The sequence below is a fragment of the Hydrogenophaga pseudoflava genome (genome assembly GCF_004353865.1).
GTDB classification, from domain to species: Bacteria; Pseudomonadota; Gammaproteobacteria; order Burkholderiales; family Burkholderiaceae_C; genus Hydrogenophaga; species Hydrogenophaga pseudoflava.
This window is the reverse complement of record NZ_CP037867.1, coordinates 4,447,501-4,467,194: the sequence shown is the minus strand read 5'-3', so window position 1 is coordinate 4,467,194 and position 19,694 is coordinate 4,447,501. Positions and strand designations below refer to the sequence as shown.

The window sequence follows — 19,694 nt, the reverse complement described above, 5'->3', positions numbered from 1 at the left end:
CGCTGCCGCTGCGCGGCACGACTTGAGTCGGGCGTCAGATCTCATGTTCAAGGACCGCCATGCTGGCCACCACCCTTCGATTCGCGGGTCTTTTCCTCACGGCATTGCTCGTGGGCACCATGTTCGGCATCTGGCTCGGGTTCAATCCCGCGGCGCTGTCGGCGGGCGCCTATGTCGAGATGCAGCAGAACACCATCCGTGCGCTGAACGTGGTGCTGCCTGCCCTCGGCCTGGCCTGCATCGTTCTGACGGCGGCCCTGGCCGTGGTGACCCGGCGGGACGGACGCGCCCGCTCGCTGCTCGTCGTGGCGGCGCTCTGCCTGGTGGCCGCGGGCCTCATCACCCGCTTCGCGAACCAGCCCATCAATGTGCTCGTCATGACCTGGAGCGCCCAGGCCCCCGCGAGCAACTGGGCGGAACTGCGCGACACGTGGTGGCAGTGGCACAGCTTGCGCACCGCCCTGGCGGTGGGGGGCTTTGCGCTGGCATTGTTTGCCGCGGTCGGTCAGCGCACGGAACCCTCCCACACCCGGGCAGCCTGAAGCTCGGCAGGGCCTTCCGCTGAGTCCGGCGTTGTCTGCATCCGGTCAACCGCATGAAAACCACGCGCGCAGGGCGCTTTGAGCTTTTCGCCCTGGGGGTGGCTGAAGCCGCCGCGTTGCTCCTTCTTGCTGGCTGGCCCGGGAAACTGTCGACGCTTCTGTGGGCCGTCTGCCTGCCGCTCACGGCCTGGCTGTATGCCCGCTGGCGGTCGCGCGAACATGTCTGCGCGATCGTCGGCGCTGCCTGCGGGTTGGCCGCGTATCCTGTGAGCCATGGCTTGTTCTCGCTGCTGGTCCTGCCGTTCCCGCTTCAGCTTCTGGGGGCGCTGGGGGTCGTGGCCGAGGCGCTTCACGGCTCACCTGCCTATCTCGTCGTCCGGTTCGCTGAACTTGAACCGCAGGGAGACACCAGCCTTGCGGTGCTGCTCCTCGACTACCTGCTCAATGGGCTCGTGTGGGCGGCGATCTACGGACGGATCGGCCACCATCTCGATCAGAGACGACGCTCGCGTTGAACCTGCCTGTTGATTGACCTTGCCATGCCCATCGAAATCGAACGCAAATTCCGGGTCACCGGCACCGCCTGGCGCACGGCCGATGGCCAGCGCATCTGCCAGGGTTACCTCAACCGCGACCAGCACCGCACGGTGCGGGTGCGCGTCGCCGGCGCTCAGGCGTTTCTCACCATCAAGGGTGTCACCACCGGCGCCACCCGGGCGGAGTTTGAATACGCCATTCCGCTGGCCGACGCCGAGGCGCTGCTCGCCCTGTGCGACGGGCCGCTGATCGACAAGGTGCGCCACCGGGTCGAGCACGGCGGCCTGCTCTGGGAGATCGACGAGTTCCTGGGGGACAACGCGGGCCTGGTGGTGGCCGAGGTGGAGCTGGCGAGCGAGGACCAGGCCGTCGACCTGCCGCCCTGGGTGGGCGAGGAGGTGACGCACGATCACCGCTATTTCAACTCCAACCTGGCCACCCACCCGTTCAGCCAATGGCGCGGTGCGGCGGGCGCCCGTGACTGAAAGAAACCGATGCCCATCGAACTGCCCAAGGACCAGCGCACCCAGGCCATCCAGTCCATCGAGCGCTACTTCCGCGAACACATGGACGAGCCCATCGGCAACATCGCCGCCGGTGGCCTGCTGGGCTTCTTCCTCGAAGAGATCGGCCCGGTGGTCTACAACAAGGCCGTGGCCGACGTGCAGGAGCGGCTGCAGCAGCGCGTGTCCGAGCTGGACCTGGAGGTCCACGAGGACGAGTTCGCCTACTGGCGCAAGTACGAGCGCGGCGCCCGCGGGAAGAAGTGAGCGCCGCGGGCGGGGCTCAGGCCGAGCCGCTCTTGTACTTGATGCTGCAGCCGTAGGCCTGGCTGGAGGCGACGCTGACCGGCTGGCCCGCGAGCAGCTCGGTCAGGCCCTGGCGCACGTGGTTGGTGGCCTTCTGGATGTCGGACTCGCGCGCCGACGGGATGCTGTCGATGCCGCCCGCGTAGACCAGCAGGCCCTGCGCATTGACGATGTACATGTGCGGCGTGACGCGGGCGCCGAAGGCGGCGCCGGCCTTGCCGTCCGGGTCCATCAGCGTGGCCGTGGGGCTGGCGCCCTTGTCGCGCATCCAGCGCGCCAGCTGCTCGGGTTCGAGGTAGTCGCCGCTCTGGGTTTCGGTCGAGTTGACCGCCAGCCAGACCACGCCCTTCTGCGTGAAGTCCTTCTGCAGCGACTGCATGTTGCCGTTGTAGTGCTTGCGCACGAAGGGGCAGCCCGGGTTGTTCCATTCGAGCACCACCAGCTTGCCCTTGAACTGCGACAGGCTGACGGCCTGGCCGGCGGTGTCGGCGAGGCGGAAATCGGGCGCCGGCTGGCCCACCGCGGCGGCGGCCTGGGCCAGACGGGGCAGCAGGGCGGCGGAGCCCAGGGCGGCGAGGCTGGTGATGAAGGGGCGTCGTTGCATCGTGAATCTCCGGTCGGTGATTGAAACGGCGACGCTGCGGGGTCAGAGCCCCTGCAGCACGGTTCGAACCTCCCCCACGCTCAGCACCTCGGTCAGCACCACGGGTGGCTGGCCGTTCTTGTAGATCGCGTACACCGGCACGCCGTTGCGGCCCAGCTGCGCCAGCGCGGCGGTCACGGCCGGGTCGCGCCGCGTCCAGTCGGCGCGCAGCAGGGCGACGTTCTTTGCGGCCATGTCCTGCAGCAGGCCCTCGTCGGCCAGGGCGTTGCGCTTGTTGAACTGGCAGGTGACGCACCAGGCGGCGGTGAAGTCGACGAACACCGGCCGGCCCTCGGCCTGCAGCGCGGTCAGCTTCTCGGGGCTCCAGGGCTGCCAGCTCACGCCCTGCACGCCGGTCTCGGCCACGGCGGCCGGGCCACTGTCCTGCAGCCGGGTCACGTTCGGGCCGACGGCCACGCCCATCCAGACCAGGGCCGCGGCCGACAGGCCACCCAGCACCACACGCCCCCTGCCCGACAGCCCGAGCGACCAGACCAGCAGCGCCAGCGCCAGCAGCAGCATCAGCAGCGCGGCCGCGCCGTCGATGCCGCTCTGCTGGCCCAGCACCCAGAGCAGCCAGACCACGGTGGCGAACATCGGGAAGGCCATGAACTGGCGGAAACGCTCCATCCAGGCGCCGGGGCGGGGCAGCGCGCGTGCGATGGCGGGCCACCAGCTCGCGGCCAGGTAGGGCAGGGCCATGCCCAGGCCGAGCACGCCGAACACCGCCAGCGCCTGCGCGGCGGGCAGCGTGGCGGCCAGGCCGAGCGAGGCGCCCATGAACGGTGCGGTGCAGGGCGAGGCCACGGCGACGGCCAGCACGCCGGTCAGGAAGGCGTCGGCGGTCGGGTTCTTCGCTTGCAGGCTGGCCAGGCCGGAGGGCAGCACGCTGCCGAATTCGAACAGGCCGGCCAGGTTCAGGCCGATCAGCGTGAACAGCACCGCCAGCCCCGCCACCACGGCCGGGCTCTGCAGCTGGAAGCCCCAGCCCAGCTGTTCGCCGGCCGCGCGCAGCGCCAGCAGCAGGCCGCCCAGCGCGAGGAAGGAGACCACCACGCCGGCGGTGTAGGCCAGGCCGGAGCGGCGGTGGGCGGCCCGGTCGTCGGCGTGTTTGGCGAATGCCAGCACCTTGATCGCCAGCACCGGGAACACGCAGGGCATGAGGTTGAGGATCAAGCCGCCGATCAGCGCGCCCAGCAGCGCGGCGCCCAGCGTGAGCACGGAGGCGCCGGACGCCGGTGCGGCGGCGCGGGCGGCGTTGGCGTCCAGCGCGGCCTGCAATGCGGGCGAGACGCCGGCCGCCGGCAGGGCCGCCACCGGCGGCCAGGCGCCCTGCACCGGCACCGTCATGCGCACGCCGGCCAGGCCCGGGCCTTCGCCGGGCGCGTCGGCCTGCGCCACCACCAGGGCGACTTCGGACGGGCTGTCGCCGCGCTGGGCCGAAAGCGGCAGCTTCGCGGTCCAGCGCGCGCCGTCCCAGGCCTGGGTCCAGGGCGCACCGGGGTCGATCAGGCCGGTGGGCTCTGGGTAGAACTCCAGCTTCTGGCCTTTCCAGGCGGCGGGCAGGGTGTCGAGCGAGACGTTCAGGAAGCCGGCTTCTGGCGCCAGCGCGCTGGTGGCGGCGGCCTGGTCTCTGGGCGCGGCGTTGAAGGCGGCGTCGAAAGCGGCGCCGTTCAGCCCGGTCGAGCCCATCACCGGGATGCGCAGCGAGAACTGGCCTTCTTCGGGGATGCACTCCTTGCGGCAGACCAGCCACGCCGCCTGCAGCTTCACGTCCAGCTGCTGGCCCTGGAAGTCGGGCGAGACGGTCAGCGGCACCGGCAGCAGCACCGTGCCGTTGTAGCCGTAGTTGGCCAGCGGGCCGATGGGGAACTTGCGCGGCGTCGGCCAGGCAATCTCACCCGCGGTCACGCCAGGCGGCAGGGTCCACTGCAGCTCGGTCGGCAGGCCGGAATCGCCGGAGTTCTTCCAGTAGGTGTGCCACTCGGGCGCGTGGGTAAGCTGCAGGCCGACCCAGACCTTGGCGCCCGGCGCGGCGCCTTCGGGCGCGTGGGCCAGCAGCTCGGCGCGCACCTGGTCGGTCTTGACCACGGTGGCGTCGCCGCCGAGCAGGTTCTGGGCGAAGCCCGCCAGGGGCAGCAGCAGGAGGGCGAGGACAGCAGGCAGTGAACGCATGGGGAGTGGGGTGGAAGGGCGCCGAGGTAGGAGGGCGCCGGGCGCGCCAAGTTCCTCAAAGGGGTGCGGCAGCGGCCGGCAAATGTTACAACCCGGGCGTTGTTCTCACGGGAGATGCGCCATGGGTTCGATGATGGAGCGGGCACTGCAGAGCTGGGCCGAGCGGGTGCGGCGCGAGGCCAACGTGCCGGTGCGCCTGCGCTGGGGGGCGGACGGTGCGTCGGCGGTCGCGCTGGGCGAGGCGCCGACGGTCGAGGTCCGGGTGCGCGGGGCGGCGGCCTGGCCGCTGCTGATCGAACCCGGGCTGGACACCCTGGGCCAGGCCTATGTCGAAGGCCTGGTCGATGTGGACGGGCGCTTGTCAGACATTGTCGAGGTGGCCCATGGGCTGGCGGCCAGCGCCCAGCCGACCACCGGCCTGCTCGGCCGCATCCGCCGCCGCTTCGGCCACACGCGTGAGAGCGACAGCGAGGCGATCCAGTACCACTACGACGTGTCCAACGACTTCTACCGCCCCTGGCTGGGCGAGGGCATGGTCTATTCCTGCGCCTATTTCGAGCAGGGTGACGAGACGCTGGAGCAGGCGCAGGAGAAGAAGATCGACCACATCCTGCGCAAGATCCGGTTGCAGCCGGGCCAGCGCTTGCTGGACATCGGCTGCGGCTGGGGTGCGCTGGTGCTGCGGGCGGCGCAGCGCTTCGGCGCGCGCTGTGTGGGCGTGACGCTGTCGCAGAACCAATTCGACCTGGCCACCGAGCGGGTGCGCGCCGCCGGGCTGCAGGACCGGGTCGAGATCCGGCTGCAGGACTACCGCGACGTGGCCGACGGCCCGTTCGACCGCATCACCAGCGTGGGCATGTTCGAACACGTGGGGCTGGACCACCTGGCGGCGTACTTCGGCCGCATCCGCGAACTGCTCAAACCCGACGGCTGGGCCATGAACCACGGCATCACCAGCACCGACGCGCACGATGGCGAGACGCGTCACGGCGGCGGCCAGTTCATCCACCGCTACGTGTTCCCGCGCGGCGAGCTGCCGCACATCGGCACCGTGCTGCGCACCCTGCAGGAAGGCGGGCTGGAGGCGCTGGACGTGGAGAACCTGCGCCGCCACTACCAGCGCACCACGCAGCTGTGGAGCGAGGCCTTCGAAGCGCACGCGGCGCAGGTCCGGCCGCTGGTGGACGAGACGCGCTGGCGCATCTGGCGCATCTACCTGGCCGGCTGCGCCTGGGCCTTCGAACACGACGAGGTGGCGCTCTACCAAGTGCTGTGCCGGCCGGCGGGCCAGTCGGCGCAGGGCCTGCCCTGGTCGCGGCGCTGGATGTACCCCTGAAATCCGCGGGCCTACACTCCGGCACATGAACGCCCCGATCCGCCACTGGTCCGACCTGTCCACCGCCGACTTCGCCGCGCTGAACCGCGAGCGCGCCATCGCGGTGCTGCCGGTGGCCGCCACCGAGCAGCACGGGCCGCACCTGCCGCTGTCGGTGGACACGGACATCGTGGACGGCGTGGTGGCGGCGGCGCTGCCGCACCTGCCGGCCGATCTGCCGGCGCTGTTCCTGCCGACGCAGGCCATCGGCTTCTCGCCCGAACACACCCGCTTTGCCGGCACGCTCACGCTCAAGGCCGAGACCCTGGTGCGCGTGTGGACCGAGATCGGCGAGGCGGTGGCCGCCAGCGGCGTGAAGAAGCTGGTGCTGCTCAACAGCCACGGCGGCCAGGTGGGGGCGCTGGACCTGGTGGCGCGCGACCTGCGCGCGCGGCTGGGCATGCTGGTCTACAGCATCAGCTGGTTCAACCTGCCGCTGCGCGACGCGGCCGGCAACGACGTGAACGCGCTGTTCAGCGCCGACGAACACCGCTTCGGCATCCACGCCGGCGAGATCGAGACCTCGATGATGCTGGCGCTGCACCCGCAGCGCGTGCGCATGGACAAGGCCGAGTACTTTCGTTCGACCTCCCAGGACCGCGCCGAGCGGTTCGCCACGCTGGGCAACGGCCGCAGCGCCAAGCTCGGCTGGATGATGCAGGACTACAACCCGCAGGGCGCCGTGGGCAATGCGGCGGCGGCCACGGCCGGGAAGGGCCGCGCGCTGCTGGACGCGGCCGGCCGGGCGCTGGCCCAGGCGCTGGTGGAGATCGACCAACTGCCGCCCGACACCCTGCGCGAGCAGACCGCGTTCAACTGAGCCCCCACGCTCCGCCGCTGTGCGGGTCGCTGCCCCCGAGTGGGCTGGGCCGGCCTTGGGGCGGCCCGGCGGCCGGCCCGTCTGATCAGGCGTAGGAAATCCAGTCCTTGTAGGCCAGGCTGTCCAAGTGCGGCAGCGTGTTGTAGGTCAGCAGGTGGTGGCGCTTGGGGTTGAACTGGAACTCGGTCACCGCGCTGTTGCGGATGCGCATGTTCAGGTCGATGGTGGCGTCCGGGCTCAGGCCCAGCACATGGCCCACCGCCGTGGCAATCGGTCCGCCGCTGGAGACCAGCAGCACGTTCTGCCCCGCGTGGTGCGCGCGCACATGCTCCAGCGCGCTGGTGACGCCGTGCACGAAATCGGTGTAGGCGGGCATGCCCTCGGGGCTGATGGTGCCGGCCATCCACTGGCGCAGGCCATCGCGCAGCAGCCGGAAATGCGCCTTGTAGCCCTCGGGGCTGTGCGGATCGCCCAGCGCCTGGTCCTGTCCGCGCGGCAGGATGGCGCGGATCACCGCGCCGCTGTCGTACTCGTTGAGCCCCGGCCATTCGGTGGGCGGCAGGTCGAGCCCGGCGCCGCGCGCGATGCCGGCCCAGGTCTGGGCGTGGCGGCGCAGCGTGCCGGTGATGACGGCGTCGAAGCGCAGCCCGCGCTCGGCCCAGTAGCGGCCCAGGCGCTCGCTCTGGCGCTGGCCCAGGTCGCTGAGCTGGTCGTAGTCGGCGGCTCCGAAGGAGGCCTGGCCGTGGCGCACGAGGTAGAGGGTTCCCATGGGGCGGGATTCTGGGCGCAGCCCGCTCCCGGACTTTGTCCCCGCAGCGACTGCGGGTCGCGCAGGCGCCACGCCGGTCGGCACAACCCTTAAATGGCGGCCTTTTTTGTGCGTTTTGCCCGGACCCGGCCGGGCGGCGCCGTGATCCAATGGGCCGATGCCAGTTTCCGACCCGGCGCATGACGCCTGATCTCGCAACCCTGCTGCTGATGCGCCTCCTGCTGGAGGTGCTGATCGCGTTTGCGTTCTGGGCGCTCATGCGGCGCTACCCGGCCATGGGCGGCCCGGGCTGGTGGTCCCTGGGCTCGGTGGTGTCGATTGCAGGCTCGCTGGCGCTGATGGCGCGCGCCGGTGGCATGTCGCCCCAGATGGGCGCGATGGCGGCGCTGCTGATGTTCGTTGCCAATGCGTTTGCCTGGGTCGGTCTGCGCAGCTACCTGCGCTGGGATCTTCCGCTGAAGTTCGTCGGCGTGTCTTCCGCGGGGCTGCTGGTCGCGCTGCTGGCCGCATCTTTCCGCCCGCAGCCGGCGGCCTTGCTGCAGATGCTCTACGTCGGCTCCGGCCTGATGCTGAGCCTGCTGTCACTGCGCGACCTGGTGCGCGTGGGGCTGCGGCGGGCGCCGCCGGAGTTCCGGGCGCTGACGGCGCTCTCCGCCTTCGAGGCCCTGGTGCTGGTGTCCATGCTGGTGTGGATGGCCGGCCACCTGAGTCCGCTCGACGAGGTGGCCGCGACCTTCCTCATGCTGTTCCTGATGACCAAGCTGGTGCGCGTGATGATCTACGGCGCGCTGGTGTCGCTTCGCATGCGTCAGGAGGCGCAGCGGGCCCGGCAGACCATAGCCGAACGGGATGCCGAGTCGCGTGCGCTGGTCGACAACCTGGGCGCCGGGGTGCTGGTGCTGAGACCTGATCGGTCCGTGGCCCGGATCAATGCCGCGACCCGTCGCTTCCTGAACTGGCCGGAGGGCGGGCAACCGCCTGCGACCGGTGTCTGGCCCCTGCTGGGCCCCGACGGGCAGCGACTGCCACGACACGAAATGCCGTTCGAGCGCGTGCTGGCGACCGGGCAGCCCGTGTCTGATGTGGTGGTGGGCATCCACATCGCAGGCGAAATCCGCTGGGCGCTGTGCAACGCCTACCCGGAGAACGACGTGCTGGGCGGCCTGCGCCACGTGGTCTTCACCTTCGTCGACATCACGGCGCTGCGCCAGATGCAGCAGCAGCAGCGGGCCCTGGAGCAGCAGCTGGCGCAGTCGCAGAAGATGGAGGCGCTGGGCACGCTGGCCGGTGGCGTGGCGCACGACTTCAACAACATCCTGGCCGCCATCCTGGGCAACGCCGACCTGGCACGCCAGGATCTACCAACGGGCCATCCGGCGCGGCAGAGCCTGCACGAAATCAGCAGTGCGGCGCGGCGCGGGCGCGAACTGGTGCGCCAGATCCTGGCTTTCAGCCGCCAGCAGCCGCTGGCGCGCACACCGGTCTGTCCCGACGCCATCGTCACCGAAACCTGCAGCCTGCTGCGCACCGCCATCGGCTCCAACGTCCAGCTGGTCAAGGAGGTGGCGCCGAACGGCCCGGCCATCCTCGCCGACGCGACCCGGCTGGGGCAGGTGCTGCTCAACCTGGGGACCAACGCGGTGCATGCGCTGCAAGGGCAGCCGGGCCGGATCGGGTTCCGCATCGACACCGTCGGGCCGGACGACCCGGCGCTGCCGCCAGCTTTGCTGGAGCCGTGCCGGCGCAGCGGCTTGGGTGCGGTCCGCATCGCCGTGAGCGACAACGGCTGCGGCATGGACGACGCCACGCGCGCGCGCATCTTCGAGCCCTTCTTCACCACCAAGCGCGTGGGCCAGGGCACGGGGCTGGGGCTGCCGATGGTGCTGGGCATTGTCGAGGCCCACGGCGGTGCGATCACGGTCGAGAGCCGGGCGGGCGAGGGCTCCACCTTCACCCTGTATTTCCCGGCCACCGCCGACAAGCCGCCGGCCCCCGAATCGGTACCGGAAGTGGTCTTCGCGGATGGCGGCACAATGGCTCCCATCCCCGGCGGCGAGCCGTCTCCGCCCGCACCCTTTTCAGTGGAGCCTCCAGCCATGTCCGACGACCCCAGCGCCGCACCTGCACACATCCTCTACCTGGACGACGACGACACCCTGGTGTTCCTGGTGCGCCGGCTGCTGGAGCGCCGGGGCTACAAGGTCACGGCGGTCTGCGACCAGCAGGAGGCGATCGACGCGGTGCGGGCCCAGCCGCAGGGCTTCCAGCTGCTGATGACGGACTACAACATGCCGGGCATGTCGGGCGTCGATGTGGCGCGCGAGGTGCTGGCCATCAATCCGGAACTGCCGGTGGCGGTGGCATCGGGCTACATCAGCGATGAGTTGCAGGCCGAAGCGGCGGCGGCTGGCGTGACCGAGGTGGTGTTCAAGACCGACGCGGTGGAGGCCTTCTGCGAGGTTGTGGCACGGCTCGTGTCCCCAAAAAACTGACCCACCCCCGCGCCGCCTGCGGCGTTACCCCCTCCAGGGGGCGATGCGATTGGCCCGGCAAAGCCGGTTCCACCGCATCCTTGCATCAGGCACTTGCGCCGGACAGGACTTTGGCGAAGATGGCGCTGTCGACGTTGCCGCCGCTGAGGCTGAGGCCGACGTTCAGGCCGCTCAGCGTTTCTTTTTCCTGCAGGGCCGCGGCCAGCGCGGCGGCGCCCGCGCCTTCGGCGACGTTGTGGGTGTCGGCGAAGACCGCGCGCATGGCCTGGGCCACTTCGTCGTCCGTCACCTGCACGATGTGGTCCAGCGCCGGCGCGAGGATCGCCAGCGCCTCGGCGTCGGCCACGCGGCAGGCCATGCCGTCGGCCAGCTGCGTCGTCACCGGCGCTTCCACTACCCGGCCGGCCGCGATCGAGTCGGCGTAGGTGGTGGCGTGCGCGCTGACCACGCCGACGATGCGCGCGCGGTGGCCCAGCGCCTGTTTCGCCGCAATGGCCGAACACGCGCCCGAGCCCTGGCCGATGGGCACATAGACCACGTCGAGCTGCGGCACGGCCTTGAAGAATTCCCACCAGTAGGTGCTCACGCCGCGCAGCAGGTCGCGGTGGAAGCTGGGCACCATGTGCGCGCCGCGCTCGGCCGCCAGCCGCATGGCGTGCTCGCGGCTTTCCTGGAAGTCGCTGCCGTGTTCGACCAGCTGCACGCCCAGCGCGCGCATGGCCGCGTTCTTCTCCACCGAGTTGCCGTGCGGCACGACGATGGTGCAGGCCACACCATGTTCGCGCGCCGCCCAGCCGATGCTCTGGCCATGGTTGCCGCGCGTGGCGCTGATCACTTCGCGCGGCCGTTCGCCGCGCTGTTGCAGCTGGTCGAAGTAGGTCAGCCCGCCCCGGATCTTGAACGCGCCCACCGGTGTGTGGTTCTCGTGCTTGAGCCAGCAGCCGGTGCCCAGCCGTTCGCTCAGCAGGCCCCAGCGGTATTGCGGCGTGGGCGGGACGCTGCGGTAGACCACCTGGGCGGCGGCTTCGATGTCGGTGAGGGTGGGCAGGTTCATGCGGGTGTGCTCGGGTTCAGGACCAGGGGTTGGCCATCGGCGGTGGTGAGGTCGGCCCGCAGACCGGCCGGGCCGGTGTGCACGGCCACGCCGTCCAGCCCGATGGCAGTCAGTGCGGCGGTCAGGCGCCCGGCGTCGGGGTGCTGCAGCGTCAGACCCTGCAGCCCCAGGTCGGCACCGGTCATGCCGTCGGCCGGGTGCGTGTCGCCCCACTGGATCAGCGTGGGCAGCGCACCGCCGAACAGGCGCTGGCCGTCGTCGCGCACGGTGATGCGCCAGCGCAGCAGTCCCTGCGGCGTGGGGCGCGAGGCGTCGATGACGGGGCCGCGCTCGATGCCCAGGGCGCGCAGCCGCGCACAGGCGGCATCGATGTCGGGCACGCTGGCCACCCAGTGGATCAGCTGCGGCCCCTCGCGCCGCAGGCGCTCGCGCAGGGCCGGGTCGTCGAGGTCGAACCAGCGCCGCAGCGGGGGCGGCCGGGTGGGTGTGGCCGCCGGATCGATGGCGATGATTTCGAGATAGGTCTTGGGGTGCACCGTGCTGTGCAGGCGCAGCAGCCGGTTGTGCGTGCCGAACAGCGCGTGGGCGCCGCCGGGTCCGGGCGTCAAGCCCAGCGTCGCTTCGCACCAGGCCACGCCCTCGGCCAGCGACGGCGCGGCCACCACCAGGTGGTCGATGCCGGCCCTGCTGGCCTGGTTCACAGCTGCACCGTGCCGGCGATGCAGGTGACGCTGGCGCCGCCGACCCAGACCGTGCCGTCCGCGGCGCGTTCGATGTGCACGCGGCCTTCGCGCGCCAGCGCCGTGCCCTGGGCCGCCACGTAGCGATCCGGGGCCAGGCCGGCGCCGATCAGCCACTGCGCCAGGGCCGCGTTCAGGCTGCCGGTCACCGGGTCTTCGGCCAGGCCGTTGTTGCCCGGGAAGAAGGCGCGCACCTCGAACTGCGTGTCACCCGCGTCCTGCGGGCCGACCACGCCGACCTTGCCGCGCGGGCCTACGACGCCGATGTCCAGCCCGGCCAGCACGGTGGTGTCGGGTTTGAGCGCCAGGACCTGCTCGGCGCTGCGCAGCGTCACGCCGCGCCAGTTGGGGCCGTTGTCACACCAGGCGTGCGCGGTGATGTCCTCGCGCGCCACGCCCAGGCCGCGGGCGATGAGCGTCACGTCGGCCTCGTCCAGCGGGCCGCTCTTGATCAGCGGCGGTGCGGCAAACGCCAGACGGTTTCCGTCGCGGCGCAGCTTCACCAGCCCCACCCCACATTCCTGCACCACGTGCTCGCCGCGCGGCACACCGCCCGCTTCCAGCCAGGCGTGGCAGCTGCCCAGCGTGGGGTGGCCGGCAAACGGCAGTTCACGGCCCGGACAGAAGATGCGCACGCGGTAGTCGGCGCCGGCGGCGGCCCCTTCGGGCGTGGGCGGCAGCAGGAAGGTGCACTCCGACAGGTTGGTCCAGTTCGTGAAGTGCTGCATCTGCTCGGTCGACAGGCCGCTGCCGTCCAGCACCACGGCCAGCGGGTTGCCGCGGTAGGGCGTGGTGGTGAAGACGTCGACTTGTTTGAACGGGCGTTGCTGCATGAAGGCTCTCCGGGATCAGGACAGGGGCAGGTCGAGCACGCCGCGGCTGGCGGGCAGCGCCAGCCACTGCGCGTACCAGCGCTCCAGGTGCGGCCAGGCCGGGCGCGGCAGCGGCAGGCCCCACCAGCGGTGCACCTCGCAGGCGATGGGGATGTCGGCCATGGTCAGCGCGTCGCCGGCCATGAAGGGCTGGCGCGCGAGGTGCTCGTCCAGCTGTGCGAACAGCGGCTCGGTGGCCGCCACCGACGCAGCGATCACGGCCGGGTCGCGCTGCGCCTCGGGCGTGCGGATCAGCTGCTTGAAGCCGGGGCTGCCGGCCGGGTTGAGCGTGGTCTGCTGCCAGTCCATCCAGCGCTCGGCGTCGGCGCGGCGCTGCAGGTCCTGAGGGTAGAGCGGCGAAGCCTCACGGGCGAACAGGTAGCGCACGATGGCGTTCGATTCCCAGAGCGTGAAGTCACCGTCTTCCAGCAGCGGCACCAGGCCGTTGGGGTTCTTGGCGCGGTAGTCCGGCGTGTTCACCACGCCGTAGCTCAGCCCCGCATCGATGCGCTCGAATGGCACGCCCAGTACCTGGGCGCACAGCACCACCTTGCGCACATTGATCGAACTCAGCCGGCCCCAGATGCGCAGCATGTCTCAGTCTCCGCCGGGCCGCCCCAAGGCGACTGACGCCCCCTCGGGGGGCAGCGAAGCACACGAAGTGGCGAGCGTGGGGGTCATTTCAGCCCTTGACGGCTTCGCGGATGGCGTCGGCCAGCGCCTGGATGCCGATGCGGATCTGCTCCTCGCTCGCCGTCACGAAGGACAGGCGCATGGTGCGCGGGTCGCCCTGGTCGGCGTAGAACGCGGCGCCGGGCACGAAGGCCACGCCCTTGTCCACGGCCTTGGGCAGCAGGTCCACCGCGTCCACCCCTTCGGGCAGCCGCGCCCAGAGGAACATGCCGCCCACGGGCGAGTTCCACTGCACGTCCAGCCCGGCCATGTCCTTCTTCAGGGCGTCCAGCATCACCTCGCACTGGTGCTTGTAGAGCGCGCGGATGGTGGGCACGTGGCGGTCGATGAAGCCGTCCTTGAGCACTTCGGCCACCATGCGCTGGTTGAAGGTGGGGCTGTGCAGGTCGGCCGCCTGCTTGGCCTGCAGCAGCTTGGGCATGATGGCCTTGGGCGCCACCACGTAGCCCAGGCGCAGGCCGGGGGCCAGCACCTTCGAGAACGAGCCCAGGTAGATGCAGCCTTCGGGGTTGCGCGCGGTCAGTGGCTTGGGCGGCGGCTGGTCGAACCACAGGTCGCCGTAGGGGTTGTCTTCGATGACCGGCAGGCCTGCGGCCTGTGCGGCGTCCACCAGGGCCTGGCGGCGCGCCTCGCTCATGGTGCGGCCGGTGGGGTTCTGGAAGTTGGGCAGCACGTAGAGGAAGCGCGCGCCCGGCGCCTTCTTCGCCAGGTCGGCCACATCAATGCCCTCGTCGTCGCTGTCCACACTGACGATCTTGGGCTCCATCGGCGTGAAGGCCTGCAGCGCGCCCAGGTAGGTGGGCGTCTCGACCAGCACCGTGCTGCCCTCGTCGATCAGCACCTTGGCCACCAGGTCCAGGCCCTGCTGGCTGCCGGTGGTGATGAGCACCTGGTCCGGGCTCACGTCCCAGGGCAGCTGGCCGGCGATCCACTCGCGCAGAGCCGGCAGGCCCTCGCTGGCGGCGTACTGCAGCGCGGCGGCGCCGTCGGTTTTCAGCACGGCGTCGCAGGCGGAGGCGAAGGCCTGGACCGGGAAGGTCCTGGGCGAGGGCAGGCCGCCGGCAAAGCTGATGATGCCGGGCTTCTCGGTGACCTTGAGGATTTCGCGGATCACCGAGGGGTTCATCTTGTGGGCGCGTTTTGCGAGGGTCCAGTGGGCGCTCATGGGCGGTTCTCCGGGTGGGATGGTGGTTGTCGGGGTATGGGGGCGGCCATGCGCCGGCCCATGAAGACGGTGGCGACCACGGCCAGGGCAAAGCCCAGCGTGATGGCGTCCAGCGATTCTCCCAGCAGTGGCACGGCCGCCAGGATGCTGACAAAGGGCTGCAGCAGCTGGGTCTGGCTCACACGCAGCGCGCCGCCCAGGGCCAGACCGCGGAACCAGGCGAAGAAGCCGGCCCACATGGAAAACACGCCCACATAACCCAGCGCCAGCCAGGCCGACAGGTGGATCGGCTGTTCGGGCCAGGTCAGCAGCGCACCCGGCACGGTCAGCGGCAGGGCCATCACGCAGACCCAGCTGATCACGCGCTCGGCCCCCAGCGAGGGCGTCACCTTGGCGCCTCCCACGTAGCCCAGCGCCGCGGCCAGCACCGCGCCGAGCAGCAGCGCGTCGGCCCATGTCAGTCCGAAGCCGTGTCCCGCCTGCACCGCACGGATCAGGCTGTAGGCCGCGACCAGCGCGCTGCCCAGCACCGCGAACAGCCAGAAGCCCAGCCGCGCGCGCTGGTGCATCAGCCAGGCCGCCACCGCGGCGGTGGCCAGCGGCAGCAGGGCGGTGATGACGGCGGCGTGGCTGGCCGTGACGTGGCGCAACGCCCAGCCCAGCAGCAGCGGGTAGCCGATGGCGTTGCCCGCCAGCGAGAGCAGCAGCGGCCTGCGTTCGGCCGCCGTCGGCAGGCGCGAGCGGGTGGCCAGCAGGTAGACGGCCGACAGGCCGCCCGCCAGCGCGGCACGTGCCCAGGTCACGAACCAGGGCGAGAGCTGGGGCGCGTCGGCAGTGCCGGTGGCCAGGCGGGTCATGGGCAGCGTGAGCGCGAACACCACCACGCCGACCAGGCCCAGCCAGAGGCCGAGGGTGGCGTCGCTCATGCGGTGGTGCGGCAGCGTGGTGGTGGTCGTCATGCCGCGCCCCCGTTCAGGCCCGCACCACCCAGCAGCATCCACGCGGCCGTCAGCACCAGGGCCAGCGCCATCCCGCGGTTGAACACCAGCAGGCGCGCGCCGGTGGGCTGGCCATGAACCACCGGCCCGGCCAGCCAGTGGCGCAGCAGGGAGCCGACCAGCGCGTAGCTGAGATTGCTGAAGAAGGCAAAAGCCAGCAGCACCGGCAGCACCGCGACGAAGCGCTGCTGGGCGTCGGCCTGGCCGGCGATCCAGCCCGCGACGATGGACAGCGCCAGCATCCAAGCCTTGATGTTGAGAAACTGCAGACCGACACCCTGCCAGAAGCCCACGTTCAACCGCGAGCTGTCCACCGAACTGAGCGACCGGCTGCCCCACAGCCGCCGCGCCAGCCACAGCAGGTAGACCGTGCCGCCCAGCAGGATGGCCCAGCGCAGCGCCGGCACCGCGACCACCAGCGAACCCACGCCCGCCGCACACAGCGTGAAGAGCAGGCCCCAGCCCACAGGCACCGCGGCAATGAAGCGCAGTGCCCGTGGCAGGCCGCCGTTGGCCGCCAGCGCCGTGGACAGCGTGGTGTTGGGGCCGGGCGTGAAGCTGGTGGCCGTGGCCAGCACCAGCAGGGCGCTGAACTCGCTGGCGGTCATGGCTGCACCGAGAGGACTTGTGGGGACATGCAATGCACTTTATCCTTGTGGGCCATACACAAACCATACAGATGGCCGGGTCACGGAATGAATCTGTGTGGTTCATGAGGGCCATACACCGCATGTTCCATAGCAAGGATTCCAGAGACACCGCGCCGGACGCCACGGCGGTTGCGGCGCTGACCCGGACCGCTGCCCAGACGCTCACCGAACAGCTGGCCGAGCGCTTCGCCGCCCGCATCCGCGACCGCCTGCTGGCCCCGGGCGCGCGCCTGCCCAGCGTGCGCCAGTGCGCGGCGCAGCACGGCCTGAACCCGTCCACCGTGGTGGCGGCCTACGACCTGCTGCTGGCCCAGGGCCTGGTGGAGGCCCGGCCCCACCGGGGCTTCTTCGTGCGCGAGCGGGCGCCGCTGCGCGACGCCGATGCGGCGGCGCCGGCCGCAGCGCCCGCCGCACTGCGCAGGGCCGCGCCGCTGTCGGCCGCCACGCTGATCCGCGGCATGTTCCACCCCAGCGGCAGCCTGCCCCAGCCCGGCATGGGGGTGCTGCCGCCCGAGTGGCTCGAATCGAGCTTTATGCCCGCCGCGGTGCGCAAGGTCAGCGGCCAGAAGGCACTGGCCGAGAGTTCGCTGCGCTACGGCGAGCCCATGGGCGACGGTCACCTGCGCCGCGTGCTGGCGGCGCGGCTGCAGAGCCTGGGCCTGCCGGCCGACCCGACGCAGATCATCACCACCGTGGGGGCCACGCACGCCCTGGACATCGTCAGTCGCACCCTGCTCAAACCGGGCGACGCCGTGATGGTCGAGGAGCCTGGCTGGGCGGTGGAGTTCGCGCGGCTCGATGCGCTGGGCATGCGCATCCTGCCGGTGCCGCGCGGGCCGGCCGGCCCCGACCTGGCGGTGATGGCGCGCTACTGCGAGGCACACGCACCCAAGCTGTTCGTGAGCGTCAGCGTGCTGCACAACCCCACGGGCTACTGCCTCTCGCCCGCCAGCGCGCACCGCGTGCTGCAGCTGGCGCAGCAGCACGACTTCCACATCGTCGAGGACGACACCTACAGCCACATTGCGCCCGAACACGCCACCCGCATGAGCGTGCTCGACGGTCTGCGGCGCACCATCTACGTCAGCGGTTTCGCCAAGATCCTGGCGCCCAACTGGCGCGTGGGTTACCTGGTGGCGCCGCCGGAGCTGACCGAGCGACTGCTGGACACCAAGCTGCTGGCGACGCTGACCACGCCCAGCCTGCTGGAGCGCGCGCTGGCGCACTGCATCGAGAGCGGTCAGCTGCGCCGCCACGCCGAGCGCATCCGCACCCGGCTGGACGCCGCGCGCAGCCGCAGCGTGAAGCTGGCACAGGCGGCGGGCTGTCGCTTCGTGGCCGAGCCTTCGGGCCTGTTCGGCTGGGTCGACACGGGCGTGGACACCGAGGCGCTGGCGCAGCGCATGCTGGACGAGGACTACCTGATCGCGCCCGGGGCGCTGTTCCACGCGGCGCGCGCGCCCAGCACGCTGATGCGCATCAACTTCGCGACCACGCAGGACGCGGCGTTCTGGAAGGTGTTCAGGCGCCTGGTGGCGAGCTGAGCAGCGCCGCAAGGGCCTGGGGGGGCGGCCATCCGTCTGCGCCACCCGTGCGGTTCGGCGGGCGTGGTCAGGGGCAGCGGCCGGTCGCTTGGGGTTCTCACGTGCCGCCCAGCGCCTGCCAGCGCTCCAGGGCCTGCATCCATTCCTCTTCTATTTCCGCATGGCGGGCGCTGAGTTGAGTCGCCCGGGAGGCATCGGTGGCAAACAGCTGGCCGCCGGCCAGGGCACTGTCGATCGCAGCCTGCTCGTCCTCCAGCGCCTTGATCTTCGCGGGCAGGTCATCGAACTCGCGTTGCTCCTTGTAGCTGAGCTTGCGTTTGCCCGCGGCAGGGGGGCTGGCCGGTGCTGGCGCCGGTGCGGCTGCCTCCAGTGGCTTGGCCGGTTCCGGTGCGCGCTGGCGCTGCAGCTCCTGCGCACGCGTCGACTGGGTCAGCCAGTCCTCCACGTCGCCGACATACTCGCGCCAGACCCCATCGCCTTCGCTGACGATGGTGCTGGTGACCACGTTGTCCAGAAACCGCCGGTCGTGGCTGACCAGGAACACCGTGCCTTCGTACTGCTGCAGCAGGTCTTCCAGCAGTTCCAGGGTGTCGATGTCCAGGTCGTTGGTCGGCTCGTCCAGCACCAGCACGTTGGCCGGCCGGGCGAACAGGCGCGCCAGCAGCAGGCGGTTGCGCTCTCCTCCAGAGAGCGTGCGCACCGGTGCGTTGGCCCGGGCGGGCGAGAACAGAAAGTCGTTCAGGTAGCTCTTGACGTGGGTGCGGCGATTGCCGATCTCGATCCACTCGCTGCCCGGGCTGATGAAGTCCTCCAGCGTGGCGTCCAGGTTCACCTGGTCGCGCAACTGGTCGAAATAGGCCACGCTGATCTGGCTGCCCTGCCGCACAGTGCCGCTGTCGGGTGAGAGTTCGCCCAGGATCAGCTTGAGCAGCGTGGTCTTGCCGGCGCCGTTGGGGCCGATCAGGCCAACCTTGTCTCCGCGCAGGATGGTGGCGCTGAAGTCGCGCACCACGGTGCGGATGCCTCCATCGGCGGAAGGGAAGGACTTGGACACCCGGTCCAGTTCCGCGACGATCTTGCCGCTGGCACCCCCGCTGGCCACCTCCAGCCGCACCCGACCCACGGCGTCGCGCCGCTGGGCGCGCTGCTCGCGCAGGCGTTCCAGCCGCGTGATGCGTCCCTGTGCACGGGTGCGGCGGGCTTCCACGCCCTTGCGGATCCACACCTCCTCCTGGGCCAGCAGCTTGTCGGCCCGGGCATTGATCACGGCCTCCTGGGCCAGTTGCTCTTCCTTGAGTGCCTGGTACTGGGCGAAGTTGCCCGGGTAGCTCAGCAGCCGCCCCCGGTCCAGCTCGACCATGCGGGTGACCACCCGGTCGAGAAAGGCCCGGTCGTGGCTGATGGTGACCACGCTGCCGCGGTACTCCAGCAACAGGTCCTCCAGCCAGGTGATGCTGTCCATGTCCAGGTGGTTGGTCGGTTCGTCCAGCAGCAGCACATCGGGGCGGCTCACCAGGGCCTGAGCCAGTGCCACCCGCTTGCGGTTGCCTCCAGAGAGCTGACCCACCGTGTGGTTGCCATCAAGATGGAGCCTCTGCAACGTCTCCTCAACCCGCTGTTCCCAGTTCCATGCGTTAAGCGCTTCAATCCTGCCCTGGAGCAAGTCCAGGTCCAGTCCTTCCGCGCCGCTGAGGTAGAGGTCCCTGGCTTGGCGGGCTTCAGCCAGACCCAGGCTGGCCGCCTCGAACACTGACGCCGACGGGTCCAGATCCGGCTCTTGCGGGACATAGGCGACTCGCAGCCCCGTTTGCACCTG

Annotated in this window: 19 protein-coding genes (1 of these 19 running past the window's edge); 8 read left to right on the top strand and 11 right to left on the bottom strand. The window is 70.8% G+C overall.

Annotated features, from left to right (window positions below):
* The first annotated feature begins 59 nt into the window (after nt 1-59).
* The 4 genes from HPF_RS21505 to HPF_RS21490 are packed head-to-tail and all read left to right on the top strand — an operon-like array spanning nt 60 to nt 1,849.
* Nucleotides 60-542, top strand: a complete 483-nt coding sequence (locus tag HPF_RS21505) for an anthrone oxygenase family protein (protein ID WP_133157780.1) — start codon at nt 60-62, stop codon at nt 540-542.
* Nucleotides 543-595: 53 nt separating this feature from the next.
* Nucleotides 596-1,057 (top strand): hypothetical protein, encoded by a 462-nt coding sequence (locus HPF_RS21500; protein ID WP_133157779.1) that lies wholly within the window; start codon nt 596-598, stop codon nt 1,055-1,057.
* Between the two features lie 24 nt (nt 1,058-1,081).
* A complete protein-coding gene (locus HPF_RS21495; RefSeq protein WP_133157778.1) occupies nt 1,082-1,564 on the top strand; it encodes a CYTH domain-containing protein in 483 nt (160 codons plus the stop codon).
* A gap of 9 nt (nt 1,565-1,573) precedes the next feature.
* The gene (locus HPF_RS21490) at nt 1,574-1,849 is read left to right on the top strand and encodes a DUF2164 domain-containing protein (protein ID WP_127806912.1); all 276 of its coding nucleotides are present in this window, start codon (nt 1,574-1,576) and stop codon (nt 1,847-1,849) included.
* 16 nt (nt 1,850-1,865) lie between these two features.
* Here HPF_RS21490 and HPF_RS21485 read toward each other — a convergent pair whose 3' ends face one another.
* Both HPF_RS21485 and HPF_RS21480 read right to left on the bottom strand, forming a co-directional pair.
* Entirely contained in the window at nt 1,866-2,492 is a 627-nt protein-coding gene (locus HPF_RS21485; RefSeq protein WP_133157777.1) for a thioredoxin family protein, read from the bottom strand.
* A gap of 42 nt (nt 2,493-2,534) precedes the next feature.
* Nucleotides 2,535-4,706 carry a protein-disulfide reductase DsbD family protein gene (locus HPF_RS21480; RefSeq protein WP_133157776.1) on the bottom strand — a complete coding sequence of 724 codons (2,172 nt, stop codon included), beginning with the start codon at nt 4,704-4,706 and terminating at the stop codon, nt 2,535-2,537.
* Between the two features lie 121 nt (nt 4,707-4,827).
* On the opposite strand from HPF_RS21480, the gene HPF_RS21475 reads away from it, so the two are divergent.
* Both HPF_RS21475 and HPF_RS21470 read left to right on the top strand, forming a co-directional pair.
* On the top strand, nt 4,828-6,042 hold the full coding sequence (locus tag HPF_RS21475) for an SAM-dependent methyltransferase (RefSeq protein WP_084397580.1): 1,215 nt from the start codon (nt 4,828-4,830) through the stop codon (nt 6,040-6,042).
* A gap of 25 nt (nt 6,043-6,067) precedes the next feature.
* The gene (locus HPF_RS21470; RefSeq protein WP_133157775.1) at nt 6,068-6,901 is read left to right on the top strand and encodes a creatininase family protein; all 834 of its coding nucleotides are present in this window, start codon (nt 6,068-6,070) and stop codon (nt 6,899-6,901) included.
* An 85-nt stretch (nt 6,902-6,986) separates the two neighbouring features.
* Here the strand turns inward: HPF_RS21470 and HPF_RS21465 are convergent, their stop codons facing one another.
* Entirely contained in the window at nt 6,987-7,670 is a 684-nt protein-coding gene (locus HPF_RS21465) for a histidine phosphatase family protein (protein WP_066160436.1), read from the bottom strand.
* A 179-nt stretch (nt 7,671-7,849) separates the two neighbouring features.
* Here HPF_RS21465 and HPF_RS21460 point away from each other — a divergent pair, with 179 nt between their 5' ends.
* A complete protein-coding gene (locus HPF_RS21460; protein ID WP_133157774.1) occupies nt 7,850-10,162 on the top strand; it encodes a hybrid sensor histidine kinase/response regulator in 2,313 nt (770 codons plus the stop codon).
* Nucleotides 10,163-10,247: 85 nt separating this feature from the next.
* Here the strand turns inward: HPF_RS21460 and HPF_RS21455 are convergent, their stop codons facing one another.
* The 7 genes from HPF_RS21455 to HPF_RS21420 form a co-directional block, all read right to left on the bottom strand.
* Nucleotides 10,248-11,216: a threonine dehydratase gene (locus tag HPF_RS21455; RefSeq protein WP_133157773.1), complete on the bottom strand. Its 969-nt coding sequence runs from the start codon at nt 11,214-11,216 to the stop codon at nt 10,248-10,250.
* Nucleotides 11,213-11,917: a VOC family protein gene (locus HPF_RS21450; RefSeq protein WP_133157772.1), complete on the bottom strand. Its 705-nt coding sequence runs from the start codon at nt 11,915-11,917 to the stop codon at nt 11,213-11,215. The genes HPF_RS21455 and HPF_RS21450 overlap by 4 nt, the downstream gene beginning before the upstream one ends.
* On the bottom strand, nt 11,914-12,789 hold the full coding sequence (locus HPF_RS21445) for a PhzF family phenazine biosynthesis protein (RefSeq protein WP_133157771.1): 876 nt from the start codon (nt 12,787-12,789) through the stop codon (nt 11,914-11,916). The genes HPF_RS21450 and HPF_RS21445 overlap by 4 nt, the downstream gene beginning before the upstream one ends.
* Nucleotides 12,790-12,804: 15 nt before the next feature.
* Complete coding sequence (locus HPF_RS21440) at nt 12,805-13,422, bottom strand: glutathione S-transferase family protein (protein WP_079365044.1); 618 nt, start codon at nt 13,420-13,422, stop codon at nt 12,805-12,807.
* A gap of 88 nt (nt 13,423-13,510) precedes the next feature.
* Nucleotides 13,511-14,686: an aminotransferase-like domain-containing protein gene (locus HPF_RS21430; protein WP_066160413.1), complete on the bottom strand. Its 1,176-nt coding sequence runs from the start codon at nt 14,684-14,686 to the stop codon at nt 13,511-13,513.
* Nucleotides 14,683-15,645, bottom strand: a complete 963-nt coding sequence (locus HPF_RS21425; protein WP_133157770.1) for a DMT family transporter — start codon at nt 15,643-15,645, stop codon at nt 14,683-14,685. The genes HPF_RS21430 and HPF_RS21425 overlap by 4 nt, the downstream gene beginning before the upstream one ends.
* On the bottom strand, nt 15,642-16,292 hold the full coding sequence (locus HPF_RS21420; protein ID WP_133157769.1) for a LysE family translocator: 651 nt from the start codon (nt 16,290-16,292) through the stop codon (nt 15,642-15,644). The genes HPF_RS21425 and HPF_RS21420 overlap by 4 nt, the downstream gene beginning before the upstream one ends.
* 122 nt (nt 16,293-16,414) lie before the next feature.
* On the opposite strand from HPF_RS21420, the gene HPF_RS21415 reads away from it, so the two are divergent.
* Nucleotides 16,415-17,878, top strand: a complete 1,464-nt coding sequence (locus HPF_RS21415) for an aminotransferase-like domain-containing protein (RefSeq protein ID WP_133157768.1) — start codon at nt 16,415-16,417, stop codon at nt 17,876-17,878.
* Nucleotides 17,879-17,975: 97 nt separating this feature from the next.
* On the opposite strand, the gene HPF_RS21410 is transcribed toward HPF_RS21415, so the two are convergent.
* Nucleotides 17,976-19,694, bottom strand: the 3' portion of a protein-coding gene (locus tag HPF_RS21410; protein ID WP_133157767.1) for an ATP-binding cassette domain-containing protein. Its footprint extends 180 nt past the window's final position; only the last 1,719 of its 1,899 coding nucleotides appear in the window; its start codon lies off the right edge, out of view; the stop codon is at nt 17,976-17,978.